General features: G+C 65.1%; 22 protein-coding genes and 1 tRNA gene. 8 read left to right on the forward strand and 15 right to left on the reverse strand.

The genetic code is table 11. The features are described from left to right. Positions 1-31: 31 nt before the first annotated feature. Positions 32-883, forward strand: a complete 852-nt coding sequence (panC, locus tag HYH07_RS26350; RefSeq protein WP_220005229.1) for a pantoate--beta-alanine ligase — start codon at positions 32-34, stop codon at positions 881-883. On the opposite strand, the gene HYH07_RS26355 is transcribed toward panC, so the two are convergent. From HYH07_RS26355 to HYH07_RS26375, 5 genes are all read right to left on the reverse strand, one after another. Then, positions 880-1,320, reverse strand: a complete 441-nt coding sequence (locus HYH07_RS26355) for a DUF1489 family protein (protein WP_220005230.1) — start codon at positions 1,318-1,320, stop codon at positions 880-882. The two genes, panC and HYH07_RS26355, sit on opposite strands and share 4 nt — an antisense overlap. Positions 1,321-1,362: 42 nt before the next feature. Next, complete coding sequence (locus HYH07_RS26360) at positions 1,363-2,352, reverse strand: hypothetical protein (RefSeq protein WP_220005231.1); 990 nt, start codon at positions 2,350-2,352, stop codon at positions 1,363-1,365. 157 nt (positions 2,353-2,509) lie between these two features. Beyond that, complete coding sequence (locus HYH07_RS26365; RefSeq protein ID WP_026312695.1) at positions 2,510-2,701, reverse strand: hypothetical protein; 192 nt, start codon at positions 2,699-2,701, stop codon at positions 2,510-2,512. Positions 2,702-2,907: 206 nt separating this feature from the next. Further along, positions 2,908-3,276, reverse strand: coding sequence for a YidB family protein (locus tag HYH07_RS26370; RefSeq protein ID WP_249781156.1), 369 nt, complete (start codon positions 3,274-3,276; stop codon positions 2,908-2,910). A 135-nt stretch (positions 3,277-3,411) separates the two neighbouring features. Next, a complete protein-coding gene (locus HYH07_RS26375) occupies positions 3,412-4,074 on the reverse strand; it encodes a glutathione S-transferase family protein (RefSeq protein ID WP_057751492.1) in 663 nt (220 codons plus the stop codon). 119 nt (positions 4,075-4,193) lie between these two features. Between HYH07_RS26375 and HYH07_RS26380 the strand changes: the two genes are divergently transcribed. Next, a complete protein-coding gene (locus HYH07_RS26380) occupies positions 4,194-4,907 on the forward strand; it encodes a DUF599 domain-containing protein (RefSeq protein WP_057751800.1) in 714 nt (237 codons plus the stop codon). A gap of 308 nt (positions 4,908-5,215) precedes the next feature. Here the strand turns inward: HYH07_RS26380 and HYH07_RS26385 are convergent, their stop codons facing one another. From HYH07_RS26385 to mgtE, 4 genes are all read right to left on the reverse strand, one after another. Continuing rightward, positions 5,216-6,052 (reverse strand): hypothetical protein, encoded by an 837-nt coding sequence (locus tag HYH07_RS26385; RefSeq protein WP_220005274.1) that lies wholly within the window; start codon positions 6,050-6,052, stop codon positions 5,216-5,218. Positions 6,053-6,101: 49 nt separating this feature from the next. Next, a complete protein-coding gene (locus tag HYH07_RS26390) occupies positions 6,102-6,920 on the reverse strand; it encodes an aldo/keto reductase (protein WP_220005233.1) in 819 nt (272 codons plus the stop codon). A gap of 145 nt (positions 6,921-7,065) precedes the next feature. Further along, on the reverse strand, positions 7,066-7,392 hold the full coding sequence (locus HYH07_RS26395) for a DNA-binding transcriptional regulator (RefSeq protein WP_220005234.1): 327 nt from the start codon (positions 7,390-7,392) through the stop codon (positions 7,066-7,068). A 183-nt stretch (positions 7,393-7,575) separates the two neighbouring features. Next, the gene (mgtE, locus tag HYH07_RS26400; protein ID WP_220005235.1) at positions 7,576-8,997 is read right to left on the reverse strand and encodes a magnesium transporter; all 1,422 of its coding nucleotides are present in this window, start codon (positions 8,995-8,997) and stop codon (positions 7,576-7,578) included. A gap of 78 nt (positions 8,998-9,075) precedes the next feature. On the opposite strand from mgtE, the gene HYH07_RS26405 reads away from it, so the two are divergent. Together HYH07_RS26405 and HYH07_RS26410 are read left to right on the forward strand one after the other, a co-directional pair. Further along, positions 9,076-9,882, forward strand: a complete 807-nt coding sequence (locus HYH07_RS26405) for a polysaccharide deacetylase family protein (RefSeq protein WP_220005236.1) — start codon at positions 9,076-9,078, stop codon at positions 9,880-9,882. 183 nt (positions 9,883-10,065) lie between these two features. Further along, entirely contained in the window at positions 10,066-11,316 is a 1,251-nt protein-coding gene (locus tag HYH07_RS26410) for a polysaccharide deacetylase family protein (RefSeq protein ID WP_220005237.1), read from the forward strand. A 10-nt stretch (positions 11,317-11,326) separates the two neighbouring features. Here HYH07_RS26410 and HYH07_RS26415 read toward each other — a convergent pair whose 3' ends face one another. Next, positions 11,327-11,701 carry a hypothetical protein gene (locus HYH07_RS26415; protein ID WP_220005238.1) on the reverse strand — a complete coding sequence of 125 codons (375 nt, stop codon included), beginning with the start codon at positions 11,699-11,701 and terminating at the stop codon, positions 11,327-11,329. 208 nt (positions 11,702-11,909) lie between these two features. Between HYH07_RS26415 and HYH07_RS26420 the strand changes: the two genes are divergently transcribed. Beyond that, the gene (locus HYH07_RS26420; protein ID WP_220005239.1) at positions 11,910-12,167 is read left to right on the forward strand and encodes a hypothetical protein; all 258 of its coding nucleotides are present in this window, start codon (positions 11,910-11,912) and stop codon (positions 12,165-12,167) included. A gap of 44 nt (positions 12,168-12,211) precedes the next feature. On the opposite strand, the gene HYH07_RS26425 is transcribed toward HYH07_RS26420, so the two are convergent. Further along, positions 12,212-12,296: transfer RNA gene (locus tag HYH07_RS26425), tRNA-Leu, on the reverse strand. A 170-nt stretch (positions 12,297-12,466) separates the two neighbouring features. Next, the gene (locus HYH07_RS26430; RefSeq protein WP_057751563.1) at positions 12,467-12,709 is read right to left on the reverse strand and encodes a FliM/FliN family flagellar motor switch protein; all 243 of its coding nucleotides are present in this window, start codon (positions 12,707-12,709) and stop codon (positions 12,467-12,469) included. An 82-nt stretch (positions 12,710-12,791) separates the two neighbouring features. Here HYH07_RS26430 and lipB point away from each other — a divergent pair, with 82 nt between their 5' ends. After that, the gene (lipB, locus tag HYH07_RS26435; RefSeq protein ID WP_220005240.1) at positions 12,792-13,541 is read left to right on the forward strand and encodes a lipoyl(octanoyl) transferase LipB; all 750 of its coding nucleotides are present in this window, start codon (positions 12,792-12,794) and stop codon (positions 13,539-13,541) included. Between the two features lie 201 nt (positions 13,542-13,742). Next, positions 13,743-14,456 carry a DNA helicase gene (locus HYH07_RS26440; protein ID WP_220005241.1) on the forward strand — a complete coding sequence of 238 codons (714 nt, stop codon included), beginning with the start codon at positions 13,743-13,745 and terminating at the stop codon, positions 14,454-14,456. A gap of 44 nt (positions 14,457-14,500) precedes the next feature. On the opposite strand, the gene HYH07_RS26445 is transcribed toward HYH07_RS26440, so the two are convergent. Then, positions 14,501-14,923 (reverse strand): 4-oxalocrotonate tautomerase family protein, encoded by a 423-nt coding sequence (locus HYH07_RS26445; RefSeq protein WP_220005242.1) that lies wholly within the window; start codon positions 14,921-14,923, stop codon positions 14,501-14,503. Between the two features lie 108 nt (positions 14,924-15,031). Between HYH07_RS26445 and HYH07_RS26450 the strand changes: the two genes are divergently transcribed. Further along, the gene (locus tag HYH07_RS26450; RefSeq protein ID WP_220005243.1) at positions 15,032-15,883 is read left to right on the forward strand and encodes a LysR substrate-binding domain-containing protein; all 852 of its coding nucleotides are present in this window, start codon (positions 15,032-15,034) and stop codon (positions 15,881-15,883) included. A 12-nt stretch (positions 15,884-15,895) separates the two neighbouring features. On the opposite strand, the gene HYH07_RS26455 is transcribed toward HYH07_RS26450, so the two are convergent. After that, positions 15,896-17,332: a TIGR01777 family oxidoreductase gene (locus tag HYH07_RS26455; protein WP_220005244.1), complete on the reverse strand. Its 1,437-nt coding sequence runs from the start codon at positions 17,330-17,332 to the stop codon at positions 15,896-15,898. Continuing rightward, positions 17,329-17,994 carry a DUF4166 domain-containing protein gene (locus HYH07_RS26460; RefSeq protein WP_220005245.1) on the reverse strand — a complete coding sequence of 222 codons (666 nt, stop codon included), beginning with the start codon at positions 17,992-17,994 and terminating at the stop codon, positions 17,329-17,331. The genes HYH07_RS26455 and HYH07_RS26460 overlap by 4 nt, the downstream gene beginning before the upstream one ends. Between the last annotated feature and the right edge of the window lie 11 nt (positions 17,995-18,005).

Here is an 18,005-nt window from a genome sequence, read left to right on the forward strand (position 1 = left end):
CGGCGCCCACCCCCAACCTTCCCGAGCTCTGATGTCACCAAGCCCCTTGATCACCCGCACGGTGCCCGCCCTGCGACGCGCCGTCGACAATCTTCGCAAGCGAAAGGCCACGGTCGCGCTGGTGCCGACCATGGGGGCACTCCATGACGGCCATGTGTCGCTGGTGCGCCTCGCCAAGCGGCGCGGCAGCCGCGTCGTCGTATCGATCTTCGTCAACCCGACGCAGTTTGCGCCATCGGAGGATTTCGGCGCTTATCCGCGGACTTGGAAAGCCGACATCGCCAAGCTCGCAGCCGAGGGTGTCGACATCGTCTGGCACCCCGGCGTCGAGGCGATGTATCCGGAGGGTTTTGCGACTCGCATCGTCCCGGAGGGACCGGCGCTGGCCGGCCTCGAGGACCGCTTCCGCCCGCACTTCTTCGGCGGCGTCGCCACCGTCGTCGGCAAGCTGTTCACGCAATGCCGGCCCGACGTCGCGATCTTCGGCGAGAAGGACTTTCAGCAATTGCGCGTGGTCACGCAGCTGGCACGCGACCTCGACCTCGGCGTGAAGGTGATCGGCTCCCGCACCGTGCGCGAGCGCGACGGGCTCGCGATGTCCTCCCGCAACGTCTACCTCTCGCCCGAGGAACGCCAGACCGCGACAGTGCTCTACCGCGCTATGAAGGACAGTGCCGGCCGCATTCACGCCGGCGAAGCCATCAGACCCGCGATGGCCCGTGGCGCCGAGACCATCGCGGCTGCCGGCTTTGCACTCGACTATTTCGAGGTGCGCCACGCAAAGACGCTGGCCCCTGTCACGTCGCGCAACGACGGGCCGCTGCGGATCCTGGTCGCCGCCAAGCTCGGCACGACGCGGCTGATCGACAATGTCGCGGTTTAGAGCAGTCCGAGATCGCGCAGCTCCCGCCGCATCGGCTCAGGCATCGCCGCGATGGTGCCCGCGGCCGACTTGCCGAGATCGGGCGGCACGGAATCCTCGGTGAGATAGCGCCAGCCCTGGAACGGACGCATCGGTCGCGGTGACACCGAAATGACCTTCGGCTGCATCACGATCCGGCAGCGTCCGATGCCATCCTTGTCGCGGAATGGCTCGATGCCGATGATCTTCTCACGCGCGGCGATCTCGCCCTTGATGACCCAATAAAGCGATCCGCCGGCGAGAAGCTCGGCGTCGCGCTTCGGCACCATGCGGGTGATGTGGATGTGGTGTTGCGGCAGGCCTTTTTTCTTGGCTGTCTGCATCCGTTCGGCGACCCACGCCTTCAATTCCTTGACGGAGTCGCAGCCGACGGCAAGCTTGATCAGATGGAGTGGCATGGCCCAGCATTAGCGGGCCATGCACAGGTTTTCAAAGCCGAACTAATTGTTATCCGCAGCCGCGGGAGCCGCGCCCGGCGGCGGTGCGAGCGGAACCGGCGCGGCGGCCGGCGCGCGCGCAGCCTTCGGCGCGGGCGGCTTCTTCGCAGCGGGCGCGGCGGCCTGCGCCGAGGTCGCAGCCGGCGCACGGGAGGCCGCAGCCGGTGCGGCCGACGCATTGGCGGCCGACGACTGGCGCGTGGCTGACGTCGGCGGCTCCGGAGTCATGATGCTCACCGGCGGGGTCGACGAGGCGCTCGGGAACTCGGCATTGGTCGGCTTGCCTGACGGCATCGATGGCGGCAATGCCGCGATCGGATTGGGCGGCAGCGCTCCTGGCGCCGCTACAGGCGAATTCCAGGTCGGCGCATAGCGCGCGACTAGCTGATCATAGAGATGGGAATCCATATTGGCCGCGACCTGCTGCTGATCCGTCAGCGAGCGGAACGCGGCGCAATCGAACTGGGTGCAGCCGTCGCGGCTGACCAGCACCTGCGCCACGAGGCCGAAGCGATCACGCTCCAGCGCCTTGCGCAGCACCTTGGTGTCGAGCGTCAGGCTCTTGTCGGCGGTCGCGGCATCGCCAAGCGCGGTCAGCCGATCGATCCGGGCCGCCGTATAAGCCACGGCGGCTGCCGCCGTGTCAGGCGCACCGAACAGTGCCCTCTCGCAGCCGGCGGCCACGGCATCGCCGGCGAGATCGTCGAGGCAGGCCAGCGCCGGGAGGGTCGCGGTGACAGTGGCTTGCGTGCGGGCTTCGGCCGGAGCCGCCTGCCCCACCGGTCCGTAGATCTTCACGGTGGCGGCCACTGCGATGCCGATCGAGAGCAGCGTGATGACGGTCAGCGCGCCGTTGGCGACTGATCTCTCGGCGCGCAACAGCGTGATCAGCATGATCAATCCGAAGAAGCCGGCAGCCGCCAGCGTCATCCACATCGGGAAAGATGGCGAGCGCCAGATTTGGTCGAGCGATGAGGCCCATGCCCCGTTCATGCGCGATGTCCCCTCACGCGAGCAAAGAGCTGATGGTCAAGCGAGCACCGCGAGTCGGCAACTGCCCCCGGCCCACCTTGCGGAGGTGAAGCGGGCCTTTTGACGGCGAGCGGCGCAAATTCGTCCGCGATGTCAATGCGCAGCTAGCGTCAGCGCATTACGACAGCGCGAGCTGGCTTTCCTTGGCGACCCGTTCGAAGGCCTCGGTGGAGCTCTTGATCCGGTACTGGCAGTCGTCGCCTTCCGTCGGCAGCAGGCGAATGACCTCGTATGAGCCACTCGCAGCCGGGCGCGCGACGTTGCTGGCAGTGAACAATACGCGCGTTCCCACGGGGAATTTATGCTTCAACGCCCATCTCCATCACTCAAACAGCGCCGGCCGTGCCCAGGGTCCCACTGCGACGGACCGGCTGAAAACCCGGTGTGACCTATAGCACGCGATGCGGCGTTTTGGCCAGCAGTATACAACCGTCTCAAATGGGACAATCCGGCAATGTTTTCAGTACGATAGTAAGGGAACCAAGCTCCCTGCGATACCGCCGGAACGTCCCGCCCTCAAGCGCCGTGAGGCAGATGGCCGTTCGGGCTTGCCTGGTCCACCGCCTTGGGCAGCTCCTGGGCCAGGATTTCGCCGAGCTGGTCAACCGGGATGTTGTAGCGCGCCGCGAGCTGGCGGACGGTGTCGTTGCCGAGCACGGCGCGGAGCTGGTCGGCCGAGATGGGAAGGTTCTGGCCATTGCCGAGCCAGGACTTCACCTGCTCGCCGAAGCCCGCCTGCTGCAGCTTTGCGACGATCGCACCCAGGCCACCCTGGTTGTTGCTGCCCATCACCTCGCTCAGCACGGCTGGCAGCACGGCGGCGCCGAGCTGCCCAAGCGCGCTGCGCAGTGCGGGATTGTTCTCCAGCGAGTCCAGAAGTCCCATGGCCGTCCCCTCTTCGTTATTCCCCATGATTGAGCGCCGCCGTTCGGCACGTCGTCAAGCGGTGCTCATTCACATTTCAAGCCAGCATGGCCTTATCTGAGAAGCGGTATCCACGTCTCCGGATCATGTTTTCGACTATGCGTCCTCGAACTTTTCGATGACAAGCGTTTCGGCGAGGCCATCGCGGGTCCATTCCTGGAACGCCGGCATTGCCATCATCGTATCCATGTAGGCCTTGGTCTCCGGCGTGACCTCGATGGCGTAGGTGCGGAAGCGATGCACGACCGGCGCATACATCGCATCCGCCGCGCCGAAGCGCCCGAACAGGAACGGCCCGCCGGCGCCATAGCGGGTCCGGCACGTGTGCCAGATCTCCTCAACGCGCGCGACATTGGCCTTGGCATCCGCCGACAGCGTCACAGGCCGCACCGGACGGTGCAGGTTCATGCCGCATTCGCTGCGCAAGGCCATGAAGCCGGAATGCATCTCGGCGCAGACCGAACGGGCAAAGGCGCGGGCCGCGACATCGTCGGGCCACAGCTTCTTCTCCGGATAACGCTCGGCGATGTACTCGATGATGGCAAGCGAATCCCACACCGTGATGTCACCGTCGACCAGCACCGGCACCTTGCCCGCGCGGCTGAAGGACAGGATCTGCTCCTTGTCCGCGGGATTGTCCGTGTAGAGCGGAATCACGGTCTCCACGAACGGGATGTCGTTGGCGCGCAGCGCAAGCCAGGGCCGCATCGACCATGACGAGTAGTTCTTGTTGCCGATCGCGAGCTTGAGCGCTGCCATGTCTCGGGTCCTTCCGTAAATCCGTGTGCGGCTGCTTTTAGCGCCATCGCCTGCCGCCAATCAATCGTTGCCGCACAGGAACATGCATGGCAATCGTGGTGGCCCGCGAGGAGACAGATATGAGCAGGCACTGGGTCGACATCACCGCCGTCGGCTTCTTCATCATCGAGTGGCTGGTTTATGCCGCCACGCTCGAGCACTCCGCCTATGGCCGCGACAGCCTGTCGGCCCGGATGAACAGATACCGCGAAGTCTGGGTGCGCCGCCTGCTCGACCGCGAGGCGCGCATGGTCGACATGCAGATCATGGCCTCGCTTCAGAACGGCACCGCCTTCTTCGCCTCCACCAGCCTGTTCGCGCTCGGCGGCGCGCTCGCGCTGCTGCACGCCACCAACGATGCCATCACGATTCTGGCCAAGCTGCCGATCGATCTCAGCACCTCGCCCGCAATGTGGGAGCTGAAATGCGTCGGCCTCGTGCTGATCTGCGTCTATGCCTTCTTCAAATTCGCCTGGGCCTATCGCCTGTTCAACTATGTCGCCATCCTCTATGGTGGCATGCCGCCGGCCTCGCAGCGCGACACGCCGGAGGCGGAAGCCCATGTGATGCGCACCACGCGCCTGTTCGAATCCGCCGGCCGCCACTTCAACCGCGGCCAGCGCGCCTTCTTCTTCGCGCTCGGCTATCTCGGCTGGTTCGTCAGCCCCTGGGTGCTGTTCGTGACCACGGCCGCGGTGGTGGTCGTGACCTGGCGACGGCAGTTCGCCTCCAGCGCCTGGGCCGCCATGGCGCCGGAGGTGGCCGCGGGCGATGAGCGCAAGCGCGGCCGGTGAGCCGAGCTCTTTGCACGTCGTCATTGCGAGCGCAGCGAAGCAATCCAGAGTCTTTCCGCGGAGGGGTTCTGGATTGCTTCGCTGCGCTCGCAATGACGGAGTATGAGGCGGCGGCATGGTTCTCCAAGTGACGCTGTCATTCCCCGCGCAGCGGGAATCCAGTACACCGCAGCTTCTCGGTTCTATCCGCGCCGTCTCGGAGTGCTGGATCGCCCGGTCCTGGTGCGCAATTGCGCACTGGCCGGGCGATGACAGCGAGTGTGTAGACGCAGACACACGTCGCGCGCTCGCGTAATCCCAGTCGAAAACTATGACCCGAAATCCCGCGGCGTGAACGAAAGGTCCATCACCTTCCATTCCTCGTATTTGTCCGGCGGCAACATCTTGTAAGGCTGGCAGGCTTGCGTCGCACTGATCGCTGATTTTACGATGGCCACGCCCTTCGCGGACGGCGGCGCCTCGATCAGGATGGGCGGCCGCGCCAGCGTACCGTCGGTGGCCATCACCATCCGCAGTCTGATGCGCACGGCATCGGTCGGCGCGACCTCCGCCGGGAGTTTCAAACAACTTCTCAGGTGACGCCGAAGCTCGGTAATGACCTCCGGCGGCAGCTTGGCCGCGATCGAGTCCTTGGCATCGCCACCATCATCCTTGGGGGCGTCTTTCGACGCGGGCGGCAGGCCCAGCATCACGCCGTATTTGATCGTCACATCAGGCTCCGGCGGCTGATAGGCCGGAGCGGCCGCCTGCGGCTGCGGCATCGCAGGCTGCTTCTGTTGCGCCTCGTGCGCAGCCTGCTTCTGCTGAGGCGCCAGCTTCTCCTTGGCCGCAGGCTGGGGCGATGTGTCCGGCTTGTCCTTGTCAGTGAAGTCGAGCTTCGGCAGCTTCAGATCAGGGGGCGGCTCGGACGGCTTCTCCTTCGCCTCCTCCTTCGCCTCCTTCTTGGCCTTCTCCTCTGCCTTTTCTTCTGCTTTGGCCTCTTGCTGCTTCACCTGCTCCGGCGTGACGATGTCGACCGCAACGGTCTCGGACGGCGCGGAATGAAATGGATGGACCTCGCTGATCACGATGATCAGCGCGACCAGCGTCAAATGCGCGATCGCCGACGCCGTAATGTCCGTCCGGATGATCTTGCGCAGTTCCATCGCCCGATCTTGGGTTGCCATCCTGCTCCTAGCATACCCAAGTTCCCCCTCAATCCCATTTCGGCGCGAAGCCGAAATCGGTCAGGCGTCCCTTGGGCCTGGCCAGTGCGGCGATATCTGCCATCTCGTCATCCGAGAGCTCGAAATCGAAGATCTCGATGTTCTCCGACAGACGTTCGACGCGCGAGGTTCTGGGAATGGCAGACACATTCTGTTGCACCAGCCAGCGCAGGCAGATCTGCGCCGGCGTCTTGCGATGGGCGTGGCCGATGTCCAGGAGCGTCCGGTCGGACTTGATGCGGCCCTTGGCGATCGGGCTGTAGGCAACGAGTGCCATCCCGTGCCGGTCGCAGGCCGCCCTCACCTTCGCCTGATCGAGATAGGGATGATATTCGACCTGGTTGCAGACCAGCGGCTCGCCTGACAGGGCGACCGCCTGCTCGATCAGCGCGACCGTGAAATTGGAGACGCCGATGTGGCGCGTGAGGCCCATGCGCTTGGCATGCGCCAGCGCGCCCAACGTCTCCTCCAGCGGCACGTGCGGATTGGGCCAGTGCAACAGCACGAGGTCGATAGCGGGAAGCCTCAGGCGCACCAGGCTCTCCTTGATCGACCGCTCGAGATCGTGCGGCGCGAAATGGTTGGTCCAGACCTTGGTGGTGACAAAGACGTCGTCGCGGCGGACGCCGGAGGCGCGCAATCCGTCGCCGACCTCGCGCTCATTGTCATAGACCTGGGCGGTGTCGATATGGCGGTAGCCCAGCCGCAGCGCCTGCTCGACCACGCGGGCGCAGGTCCGGCCGCTCAGCTCCCAGGTCCCGAGCCCGATCGCCGGGATTTTGGCGCCATTGGCCTCGACGAACAGCATGAGGATTCTCTCTGTTGCGGCGCCCCGGGAGTCGTCAGCGCCGTCATTATGGACCTGGTCGCCAGAGTGCAACGGACGAGGCTGGCTGTAGATGCTGATCTTCAGCCGCAATGCTGTCGGCAGGTTCGCGAGTCAGGCCTTGACGTCAGGCTTTGGCCAGCGCCTGGAACACCGTATCAGGCGCATGCGCGATCACGGCCAGCAGCGCGCGGGCGGGTCCACGCGGGGCGCGCTTGCCCTGCTCCCAATTGCGGATGGTCTCGACGGGCACGCCAAGCTTGGCGGCGAACTCCATCTGGGTCAAACAGGCGCGCCGGCGCAGATCGCGCACCCCGAGCGAGCCGGCTTCCGCCGGCGGAGTCTCGATCGCAGGCTGGACCGGCTGGACGGAAAACGGCGCAATAGGAAGCTCTTGCCCGTCCCGCAACTCAACGACCCGTCCGTCCGCCTTCAGCCGCAACCGCATGCTCATTCCCCCAAGCGCGAGGGAATCATGCGGGAGGTCGCTTAAGGTCGGATTAAAGATGGTCTCACCGTCATTCCGGGGCGCGCGAGGCGCGAGCCCGGAATCCATTGAGCACCGGCGCATGCGGACAGATGGATTCCGGGCTCGCGCCAAGTGGCGCGCCCCGGAATGACGGAGCAGACACGGGTCTTACTTCAACCCGAACCACAGCGTTGCAATGCCGAGGAAGGAGAAGAATCCGACCACGTCAGTCACTGTCGTCACGAACGTACCCGAGGCCACGGCCGGATCGGCCCTGACGCGTTCGAGCGCCATCGGGATCAGGATGCCACCGAGCGCGCCGGCGACGAGGTTCACGATGATCGCAAGCCCGATGACGACACCGAGGCCCGGGATCTTGAACCATGCCACCGCCGCGATGCCCGTGATCACCGCAAAGCCGATGCCGTTGACGAGACCGACCAGCGTCTCGCGGATCACCACGCGCCAGGCATTGGAGGAACCGAGCTCGCGGGTGGCGAGCGCGCGGACGGCGACCGTCATGGTCTGGGTCGCGGCATTGCCGCCCTGGCTCGCGACGATCGGCGCCAGCACGGCGAGCGCCACCATCTTCTCGAGCTGGCCCTCGAACAGGCCGAGCACGGACGAGGCCAGGAAGGCGGTGGCGAGGTTGATCAGCAGCCAGTTGAAGCGGCCGCGCGCAATTGTGAGAAAGGTGTCCGACAGCTCTTCATCGCTGGTGACGCCGCCGAGCGCCTTGAGGTCCTCGTCGGCCTCCTCCTCGATGACGTCGACGACGTCGTCGACCGTGATGACGCCGACGAGGCGGTCCTGGGTATCGAGCACGGGGACTGCGACGAGATTATACTTGCCGAACATGCGCGCCACCTCCTCCTGATCCTCCAGGACGGAGACGCGACGGCGATCCTCGTCGGTCAGCTCGGTCAGCGGCACCGGGCGGCGGGCGCGCAGCAGCACGTCGAGCGGCACCGCGCCCTGCCAGTGCTGGTCCTTGTCGACGACGTAAATCTCGTAGAACCGGTCAGGCAGATCGGGCGTGTCGCGCATGTAGTCGATCGCCTGCCCGACCGTGAAATCCTGCGGCACAGCGATGAACTCGGTCTGCATGCGGCGGCCGGCGGAGTTTTCCGGATACAGCAGGCTGCGCTCGAGCGCGACGCGCTCCTTGAGCGGCAGCTTCTCGAGGATCTCTTCCTGCTCCGCCTCGTCGAGGGTCTCCAGCAACTCGACCGCATCGTCGGATTCCAGTTCGCGGACACCTTCGGCTACCGTTTCCGGCGGCAGCTCGTCGAGGATTTCCTCGCGAACGCTCTCGTCGACCTCGTTCAGCGCGGAAAAGTCGAAATCGGCGCCGGTCAGCTCGACCAGGCGGACGCGGTCGTCGGGCGCAAGCGCCGCGATGAGATCACCGAGGTCGGCCTCGTGCAGCTCGGCGACGCAGGCGCGCAGCGCAGCGCTGTCGGCGGCCTCGATCGCATGGGCAATTTCCTCGACGAATTCATGCCTGATTTCGCCGTCTTCGTTGCGCATGGGGACGTGGTCGAGTACCAATGCCTCGGCGGAAGCAGCGCCATCGATCTGTTCATCCATGGGAACGCCTCGCCGTTTCACAGGTTTGATGGTTTGGGCTGACGGTGAGGCAATACCCACAAGACAATCGCGAGCGCAATGGTAAAGATGCATCGGCCGAAATGGACCTCGATCACGACGGGCCTGGCTCTCGCCGGCCTCACCGTGATCGGCTCGGCCCGGGCGGCTGATTGCCCCCGGAGCGATGCGCTCGGCACCTCGCGGATCCTGAGCGTCGATGCCAAGACCACGCCACGCGTTGGCTTGAAGAGCTTTCCGCAGACGCTGCCGCTTGAAGATCACGAGGTGGTGCTGACCTTTGACGACGGTCCGCGTCCGCCCTCGACGAACAAGGTGCTGGCGGCGCTGGCGCAGGAATGCGTGCGCGCGACCTTCTTCCTGGTCGGCCGCAGCGCCACCGAATTCCCTGATCTCGTCAAGCGCATCGCCCGCGAAGGTCATACCATCGGTCATCACACCTGGTCGCATCCGTACATGGCGCGTATCCCGGCTGATACGGCGCACTACGAGATCGACCACGGCATCGCCTCCGACGAGAAGGCATTGCACGGGGTCTCGACCACGACACCGTCGACGCCGTTCTTCCGCTTCCCCTATTTCGAGTCCACGCCGGCCCAGCTCGACATGCTCGAGCACCGCGGCATCGTCGTGTTCGGCGCCGATTTCTGGGCCAGCGACTGGAACGACATGACGCCGGCGCAGGAACTCAAGTTGATCACCGACCGCGTCACCGCCGCCCGCAAGGGTATCATCCTGTTCCACGATGCCCAGGCGCGCACGGCCGCCATGATGCCGGACTTCCTGCGGTGGTTGCGGGAGAATGGCTATCGCGTGGTCCATGTCGTGCCGGCGGGCACATCCCAGAAGAACGCCGACGCGCATTGATGCCGGAATGTCACGGCTGACCAAATTGGGGTGATTTGAGCCCTATTAACATTCTGTTCATACTACGCCATGCAATGATTGAGGGGCGCCTCGGGCGGGAAAGGTCTTGGCACCTGAACCGTTTCCTGATGTCTCCGACCTACCGATATCGCAGCCAATGTAGATGAGGGCAGACGGGGTTTCATGATCGGAAGTAGCGTTGTTTTTCGGGCGCGATCGTGGACCGTCCTGCTGCTGGGCTTGCTGACCACCGCGTCACCGGCTGCCTTCGCAGCCGACTGCCCGGGACACCCCGATGCGCTCGGCACATCACGCACGCTGGTCGTCGACCCGCACGAGCATCCGCGCATCGGCACCATGCAGTACCGCGAGACGCTGCCGCTCAGGGATCACGAGGTGGTGCTGACCTTCGACGACGGTCCGCTGCCAAAATATTCCAACCAGGTGCTCCAGATCCTCGCGGGCGAGTGCATCAAGGCGACGTTCTTTATCATCGGGCAGCAGGCCAAGGCCAATCCGGAAGGCGTGCGCAAGCTGGTCGCGGCGGGCCACACCGTCGGCACGCACAGCATGACCCATCCGCTGACGATGGACAGGATGCCAATTGACAAGGCCGAGGCCGAGATCAACGGCGGCATCGAGTGGACGTCGGCGGCAATGACGGACCCGTCCAAGTTGGCGCCGTTCTTCCGCATTCCCGGCCTGATGCGTGCTGACGGCGTCGAGAACTATCTGATCTCGCGCGGCATCCAGGTGTGGAGCGCCGACTTCCCGGCCGACGACTGGCGCCACGTCTCGCCCGATCGCGTCTACCAGCTCGCGATCCAGCGGCTGGAGGCCAAGGGCAAGGGCATCCTGCTGCTGCACGACATCCAGCCGCGCACCGTGGCGGCGCTGCCCAAGATCATCCGCGACCTCAAGGCGCGCGGTTATCGCATCGTGCATGTGGTGCCCGCGACCGCCGACCAGCCGGCGACACCGACCACGCCGGTGGAATGGCTGCTGCATCCGCCGACGGAGACGACGCCGATCGCGCGCTGGCCGCAGGTGCCGAATTTCGTGTTCGCGCAAACCGCGACGCTGCCGGCGCCGGGTCTTGCCGATCTCAACGCCGAGACCGCGCACGAGCCGCGGGTGCTGCCGCGCAAGACCATGGCGCAGGCCGATATCGCCTCCACCCTGCCCGCGCCCGGCCGCGATCTCTTCGCAATCCCCGAGGGCTCGGTCGAGGTGCTGCTGTCGACGACCCTGTCGCGGCGCGCCGCGACGCGGCTCGCGATGGCAGCAGAGACGCCGCATGCCGGCAAGGGCAAGGCAGGCAGAATTCAAGCCCGCCGGACGGCTGCGTCCTCCGCGTCGAAGCACGCGGCTCAAGCCAAGGGCACGGCGTCCCGCCCGACCCGGCTCGCCACCAGCCTGAAGAAGCGGGCCTGAGCTAAGCGCGTTACTGCCGCATGATATTGGCGACGCAGAGCAGCACGATCAGCGCCAGGAAGAACAAGTCCATATAGGACTTGAGCTCGCCGTCACGGCGCAGCCGCGCAACGTCGGTCACGATCTGCTTGCGTGCGCTGGTCCCGCCCGAGCCGTCATTGATCGGCGCCTGAAGGCGCTTGGTCTCGGCCTCCAGCTTCTCGATCTTCTGGAAGAAATAGAACGCCCGCAGCGTCGAGGCTGCCCGCATGCCGGCATAGACCAGCACCAGGATCGCGAGGACCGCCCGGTTCTGGTACTTCTCCATGAAGTTCAGGCTGAAATAGACCAGCGCCATGAACGCAAAGTTGGTCAGGAACCGGTAGACGAAGCTTAGAAAGACCATGCTGGCTCCAGCCGAGAGAGGTCGCGCAAGGCCATCTACGCCACTATTGCATCAGGAAGCATACCATCGCCCGCGCGCCGCCGCCTTTTAGCCACGCGCCGCCATAATGCAAGCAAGAGCGCGAGCCGCCGCCGCCCAGTGCTGCTCGATGGAGATTCAAGAAAAGCTACGGTAGACTGCTGCCGCCGCTGACGCGTGAGGTCTGCCGATGTCGAAGAAGGGAATCACGGGCCACGACGAGTGGGTTCTGACCGAGGCGCTCGCCACCGCCCTGGTCGCGTTGGAGCAGCTCGAGGCCAAGCACCAGCCGAGCGCGCACATGGACGACATCCGCAAGATGCTGTCGCACGGCAAGGAGCCGAACGCGGTGAGCCTGCACTTGGCCCAGGCCAAATGCCGCCTGTTCCCGGATCTCGACCCGCTCGAGATCTACCGGGAATACGGGATCGGCGAGGAATATGGCTGAGAGGCCCGAGCGGGCCGCTGGCTTCCAGGAATGAGATTTGAAAGTGGTGCGCTCGGAGGGACTCGAACCCCCACGGTGTTACCCACTGCCACCTCAAGGCAGCGCGTCTACCAGTTCCGCCACGAGCGCTAGGAGATACCGGCCTGAGGTCTTGAGGCTGGCCGGATCAGCGGTCGCCGATCTAACAAATCCATCAGGGGGATACAAGCCTGCAAAGGCGGTGAATTCCACAGGCCTGGCAGGAAAGTCTTATCCCCGCCCGGATCGGCCCTATCCGGCGCGAACGCGTGCCCTGGCCGCTATCGGCTCCCGGGCGTCCGCGGCAGCATCTGCTTGACCTCGACCGCGATCCTGTTGCGGTCGACCAGCACGACGCCGGAAGCTACAGGCAGATTATTGGCGAGAACCTTGACCTCGTCGGCCTCAGTTGCGTCCAGCTCGATGATGGCGCCGCGGGAAAGACGTAATACTTGATGGATCGGCATGGTGGTCGTCCCGAGGACGACCATGAGATCCACGGTGACTTTATCGAGTGTGGGCACTGTCAGGACCGCCGCAACTGGAGAACGACACTTAGGGACTTGGCATTTGCTCCCGAGATGATCACCACGTTATGGTTAGCCAATGGTTAATTCGTCGCAAAGCCCCCGCCAGAACAAGCGCCAAGAGCTCGATTTGACGTCGTTTTCCGCCGCCGATGGCGAGCCCGTCGAGTGGCGAATCTCGGATTGCCCCGTGCCCTATCCGGATGCGGTGGCCGCCATGGAGGCCCGCGTCGCCGCGATTGCGGCCGGGGAAGCGCCGGAGCTGGTCTGGCTGCTCGAACACCCCCCGCTCTACACATCAGGCACATCAGGCAAGGCGACCGACCTGCTCGATTCCCGCTTCCCGACCTTCGCGACCGGGCGCGGCGGTCAGCTGACCTATCACGGCCCCGGCCAGCGGGTGGCCTACATCATGCTCGACCTCAAGCGCCGCCGGCCTGATGTCCGGGCCTATGTCGCGAGCCTCGAAGAGCTGATCCTGAAGACGCTCGCCGCCTTCAACGTGCGCGGCGAGCGACGCGAGGACCGGGTCGGCGTCTGGGTGAAGCGCCCGGACAAAGGGGCGGAGCACGAGGACAAGATCGCGGCGATCGGCGTGCGGCTGAAGCGCTGGGTCTCGTTCCACGGCATCGCCATCAATGTCGAGCCGGAGCTGGAACACTTTGCAGGCATCGTCCCCTGCGGCGTCACTGACGCCCGCTACGGCGTCACCTCGCTGGTCGATCTCGGCCAGCTCGTGACCATGGCAGATGTCGACGTCGCGTTGCGGCAGTCGTTTGAAGAACTGTTCGGGCCGACCCGCGCGCTGCTGCCGGAAGCCGCCGTCTGATTGCATTCCTGTTGGCGATGAGCTGCTGCGCGTTCTCCACGCGCGCGGAATCAGTTACGCTTGCATCAGGTGCCGCCCACGCCTCCCCCCTCCGCCGGGAAAGTACAGATCATGCCGGGCGACTAAACCATCGGACCGACTGTTCGAGCATCGGGCATAAGGAGGGATTGCGCTTTCTGCTCGCATCAGGAGGTTCTGACGATGAAATTGTCTGCGCCGATCTATCATCTCAAGCGCAAAGCAAAACGCCTGTCCCGCGAGCAAGGCATCCCTCTGCACGACGCGCTCGACCGCATCGCGACGACGGAAGGGTTTTCCGCCTGGAGCTTGCTCGCGGCAAAAGCTGCGGCACTGACACCAGCCAGCAAGCTGTTTCCGCAATTCAAGCCTGGCGACCTCGTGCTGGTCGGGGCGCGCCCCGGTCAGGGCAAGACGCTGATGAGCCTCGAACTCGCCCTGGAGGCGATGAAATCAGGCCACCGCGCCGCGTTCTTCTCGCTCGAATACACCGAGAAAGACGTGCTCGATCGCCTGCGTGCGCTCGGCGTGGAGCCTGTGCAGTTCGACAAGCTGTTCGAGGTCGATTGCTCCGACGCCATCAGCGCCGACTATGTCGTCAAGCAGATGGCCACTGCGCCGCGCGGCACGGTCGTGGTCATCGACTATCTGCAACTGCTCGATCAGCGGCGCGAAAACCCTGATCTCACCGTTCAGGTGCGCGCGCTAAAATCCTTTGCGCGCGACAAGGGGCTGATCGTCGTCTTCATCTCGCAGATCGATCGCTCCTATGATTCCTCAACAAAGCCCTGCCCTGACATCAGCGATGTCAGGCTGCCGAACCCGCTCGACCTGAAGCTGTTCGACAAGACCTGCTTCATCAACAATTCCGAGATCGAGTTCCGGGCCGCAAGCTGACCGGCGAGCCGCGGGTGAGATCGCTCACCTGCGGCTCGAAGGCCTCACGCCGCCTTTAGCGGCACGTCGAGCTTGCCGGCGATGTAGCGCCGCTCCTGGGTCAGGCCGCCAAAGCCGTAGGCATCGCCCTTGACCTCGTCGACATGCAAGTACGTCTCGGGATGCAGCGGCCCCAGAATCTCGGCCATGCGTGTGAACATCGCGGCGAGATAGGTCGCCTTCTCGTCCTTGGTGTTGGTGCCTTCGCTGACGTGGATCTCGATCCAGTAGCTGGCGAGCTTCTGCTCGGCGAGCGACTTGCCGCCGGCGAACCAGTCATCCGCATCCACGGACTTCACGATGATGGCTGTCACCTTGGGATCCTTGTGCAGGATTTTAGCAGTGAGCTCGGAGACGGCTTTCGCGATGTCGGCCTTCAGCGAGGGCGACTGGCGGGAGGTGCTGTAGGATACGGTGATCAGGGGCATGGTTGTTCTCCTCAGATGCCGCTGAACTTGCGGCGTTGGTGAGAAACTAGACCTTCCGCCGTCATATTGGTATCTTATCTCAGATGATACCAGTGATAACGGTTTGTAATGAAGCCCATCCTCGACATCACGACCGTCCAGGCCTTTCTGCTGGTCGCCGACCTCCAGAGCTTCACCCGCGCCGCCGAAGCGCTCGGCACAACGCAGGCTGCGGTCAGCCTCAAGCTGCAACGGCTGGAAACGCTGCTGGGCAAACGTCTCGTCGAGCGCTCGCCGCGCGCGGTCCGGCTCACCGCCGACGGCACAGGCTTCCTCGAGCGCGCCCGCGCGCTGATGGCGGCGCATGACCTCGCGCTATCGGGCGAGGCACCGGCCGCGCAATCGCTCTCCCTCGGCATCTCCGATCACGCCGCCGGACCCGAGCTGGTGCCGCTGCTCGAGCGGCTGCACGCGATGTCGTCAAACCTGACGCTTGCCGTCACCATAGGCTTCTCGCGCGAGATGCAGGACGCCTATGATGCAGGAGAGCTCGATGCGGTGATCGTCCGTCAGGAGGGCAGCCGCCGCGGCGGTGAGAAACTCACCGAGGATGAGTTCGGCTGGTTCGCATCGCGACGCTACACGCTGCCGAAGGGCGAAGCGTTGCCGCTGGCAACGCTCGCCCCGCCTTGCGGCGTCCGCGCCATCGCCGTGCGCGCACTCGACAAGGCCGGCCTCGCCTGGCGCGAACGCTTTGTCGGCGGCGGCGTGACGGCGGTCGTCGCAGCCGCGCTCGCCGGGCTTGCGATCGCCCCGCTGGCACGCCGGATCGCGCCTCCCGGGCTGGTCGATATCGGTCCCACGCACAAGCTCCCGAAACTCGGCAGCTCGAAGGTGATGCTGCATTCGAAGGTCAGCGATCCGGCAAAGCTGACCGCGCTGCGCGCGGTGGCGGCGACGTTCCGGAGCGCGGCGGCTTAACGCCGCGAGCATCTACAAAATCGCCTCGAACGCGCTGCGCAGCGTCTCATGACGGAACACGAAACCGCGGCTCAGCGCCTTGTTCGGCAGCACGCGCTGGCCGCCGAGCAGCAGCTCATCGGCAAGGCCGCCGCCGATCCGGCGAAGCAGGCCACCGGGGATGCGAAACACCGCGGGTCGACGCAGCCGGCGGCCGAGCTCCTCGGTGAACTTTGCATTGGTCACCGGAATCGGCGCCGTGGCGTTGACGGGGCCCGCCAGATCCGGCGTGGCGATCACATAGGCGATCAGCCGGATGAGGTCGTCGCGCTCGATCCAGGACATCCATTGTCGCCCGGTGCCGAGGGGACCACCGAGCCCGAACTCGAACGGCGTCAAGAGGCGCGTGATGAAGCCGCCTTCGGTGCCGAGCACGAGGCCGATGCGCAAGAAGACCACGCGGACGCCGAGCGCCTCCGCCGGCCGCGCCGCCTTCTCCCAGGCCGCGCACAGCTCGTGGCTGAAGCAGGCATGCGACTTGGCCGATTCCGTCAGCACCTGGTCCGCCCACAAGCCATACCAGCCGATCGCGGAGCCGCTGACCAGTACCTCCGGCTTACGTTCGAGCCTTGCGATCAGCTTCACGACCTCGCCGGTGATGTCGATGCGCGAGCCGATGATCCTGGCGCGCTTGGCCTCGGTCCACAGGCCGTTGCCGATCGGCTCGCCGGCGAGATTGACGATGGCGTCGATATGCGTATCGGCCGGGAGCTGATCGAGGCTGGTGATCAGCGTCACCGGGGGCGGCAGCATCTCGGCCTTCGCAGGATTGCGGATCAGCGCAATGACGTGGTGCCCTGTTCCGCTGAGGCTCGCCGCAAGACGGCTGCCGATGAAGCCGGTGGCGCCGGTGATGAGGACGGTCTTGCGGCCGGGCAGCTGCATGACGAGACCGTCCGTCGGAGCGCTTCGCATGCGACCGAGTCGGCGCATCGCGGCAAAATCCCTGATACCGCAGAGTGTCGCGCCAATTGCGCAGGCGGTCGCAGCGATGCTGAGCAGGCCCTGATAGACCACGGTCACGCCAAAGGGCCGCATGGCCCAGACCATCAGCACCGGCAGCAGCAGCACCAGGATGGCGCCGTAATTGATCGCAAGCAGCGTGTGATTGATCCGCTCGCTCGGCCGCAGCTTGCGGCTCAGATCCTCCTCGACGAAATCCATCAGCGTGATGACGATCTCGGCAACCAGCAGCGCGACGATCAGCAGCGCCAGCACGCCATAGACCTCGAGCCAGCCCAGTATGAGGAACAGCACCGCATAAAACATGTTGCGGATGCCGTGCAGCTTCAGCTCAAGACGCTGCGACGGACGCCAGGCCAGGCGCTCGGTGAACTCGTGATGATAGAAGGTGTCGAACACGCCCATCACGATCTGAATGGCGATGAGCGTCCACAACAGCGGGGTCATGATACGGCCTCCCTGAACAATGCTGACTGGTGGATCAGCACGCCGTAACGCGGATGAATGAGATCGAGGGTGAAGCGGAAGGCGCCCTCGCCGAGATCCCGATGCGTCACGGTGAGATCGCCCGGCGCGAGCCATCGCGGCAGCGGGATCCAGAGGCGTCCGAGCTGAAGGCCGTAACCGGCGCTGCGGAAGGTCAGCGTCTCACCCTCGACCGCGATGCGCAGCGCCATCGAGACGCCGTAGCCGACATATTCCTCCAGCCCGGTCGGGCCGGCGAAACGCTTGGCCGAATGGATCACCTGCGGAAAGCCGCGCTTGCGCGCGCAGATCCGGGTCCAGGTCTGACCGCCTGTCGTACCGTCCTCGGTGACGGTCACGATCATGGGCACGCCGGTGTCGCGCCCCGTGGGAAGTGGCCCGCCGATCAGGCGCGCGGCTTGCGCGAACCACCAGCCGATGTCGCTGAAGGCGACCTCGTCGACCACGCCGACATAGACGACGCTGTCGCCATCCGCGACGCGTTTGGAGAAGCGTCGCCAGGTCGCAAGCGGCAGGCGGCCCCAATCCTCGTCCGACAGCAGCGAACGGAAGCGGCGATCATCGAGCAGTTTGATCTGAGCAATGGTTGGTGCGCTGGAGCCTGATAGTCGTGCCGACGTCATCGCACCTCCTC

Source organism: Bradyrhizobium sp. BR 10261, assembly GCF_019455395.1.
In the GTDB taxonomy this organism is placed as follows: Bacteria; Pseudomonadota; Alphaproteobacteria; order Rhizobiales; family Xanthobacteraceae; genus Bradyrhizobium; species Bradyrhizobium manausense.

Coding starts and splice junctions, on each gene's coding strand:
- HYH07_RS26455 (WP_220005244.1), bottom strand. CDS start 17,332: ATGACCCCGCTGTTGTGGACGCTCATCGCCATTCAGATCGTGATGGGC.
- HYH07_RS26380 (WP_057751800.1), top strand. CDS start 4,194: ATGAGCAGGCACTGGGTCGACATCACCGCCGTCGGCTTCTTCATCATC.
- HYH07_RS26370 (WP_249781156.1), bottom strand. CDS start 3,276: ATGGGACTTCTGGACTCGCTGGAGAACAATCCCGCACTGCGCAGCGCG.
- HYH07_RS26445 (WP_220005242.1), bottom strand. CDS start 14,923: ATGCCCCTGATCACCGTATCCTACAGCACCTCCCGCCAGTCGCCCTCG.
- HYH07_RS26395 (WP_220005234.1), bottom strand. CDS start 7,392: ATGAGCATGCGGTTGCGGCTGAAGGCGGACGGACGGGTCGTTGAGTTG.
- HYH07_RS26440 (WP_220005241.1), top strand. CDS start 13,743: ATGAAATTGTCTGCGCCGATCTATCATCTCAAGCGCAAAGCAAAACGC.
- HYH07_RS26415 (WP_220005238.1), bottom strand. CDS start 11,701: ATGGTCTTTCTAAGCTTCGTCTACCGGTTCCTGACCAACTTTGCGTTC.
- HYH07_RS26375 (WP_057751492.1), bottom strand. CDS start 4,074: ATGGCAGCGCTCAAGCTCGCGATCGGCAACAAGAACTACTCGTCATGG.
- HYH07_RS26385 (WP_220005274.1), bottom strand. CDS start 6,052: ATGGAACTGCGCAAGATCATCCGGACGGACATTACGGCGTCGGCGATC.
- HYH07_RS26360 (WP_220005231.1), bottom strand. CDS start 2,352: ATGAACGGGGCATGGGCCTCATCGCTCGACCAAATCTGGCGCTCGCCA.
- HYH07_RS26410 (WP_220005237.1), top strand. CDS start 10,066: ATGATCGGAAGTAGCGTTGTTTTTCGGGCGCGATCGTGGACCGTCCTG.
- HYH07_RS26355 (WP_220005230.1), bottom strand. CDS start 1,320: ATGCCACTCCATCTGATCAAGCTTGCCGTCGGCTGCGACTCCGTCAAG.
- HYH07_RS26450 (WP_220005243.1), top strand. CDS start 15,032: ATGAAGCCCATCCTCGACATCACGACCGTCCAGGCCTTTCTGCTGGTC.
- HYH07_RS26390 (WP_220005233.1), bottom strand. CDS start 6,920: ATGCTGTTCGTCGAGGCCAATGGCGCCAAAATCCCGGCGATCGGGCTC.
- HYH07_RS26460 (WP_220005245.1), bottom strand. CDS start 17,994: ATGACGTCGGCACGACTATCAGGCTCCAGCGCACCAACCATTGCTCAG.
- lipB (WP_220005240.1), top strand. CDS start 12,792: ATGGTTAATTCGTCGCAAAGCCCCCGCCAGAACAAGCGCCAAGAGCTC.
- HYH07_RS26405 (WP_220005236.1), top strand. CDS start 9,076: ATGGTAAAGATGCATCGGCCGAAATGGACCTCGATCACGACGGGCCTG.
- HYH07_RS26420 (WP_220005239.1), top strand. CDS start 11,910: ATGTCGAAGAAGGGAATCACGGGCCACGACGAGTGGGTTCTGACCGAG.
- panC (WP_220005229.1), top strand. CDS start 32: ATGTCACCAAGCCCCTTGATCACCCGCACGGTGCCCGCCCTGCGACGC.
- mgtE (WP_220005235.1), bottom strand. CDS start 8,997: ATGGATGAACAGATCGATGGCGCTGCTTCCGCCGAGGCATTGGTACTC.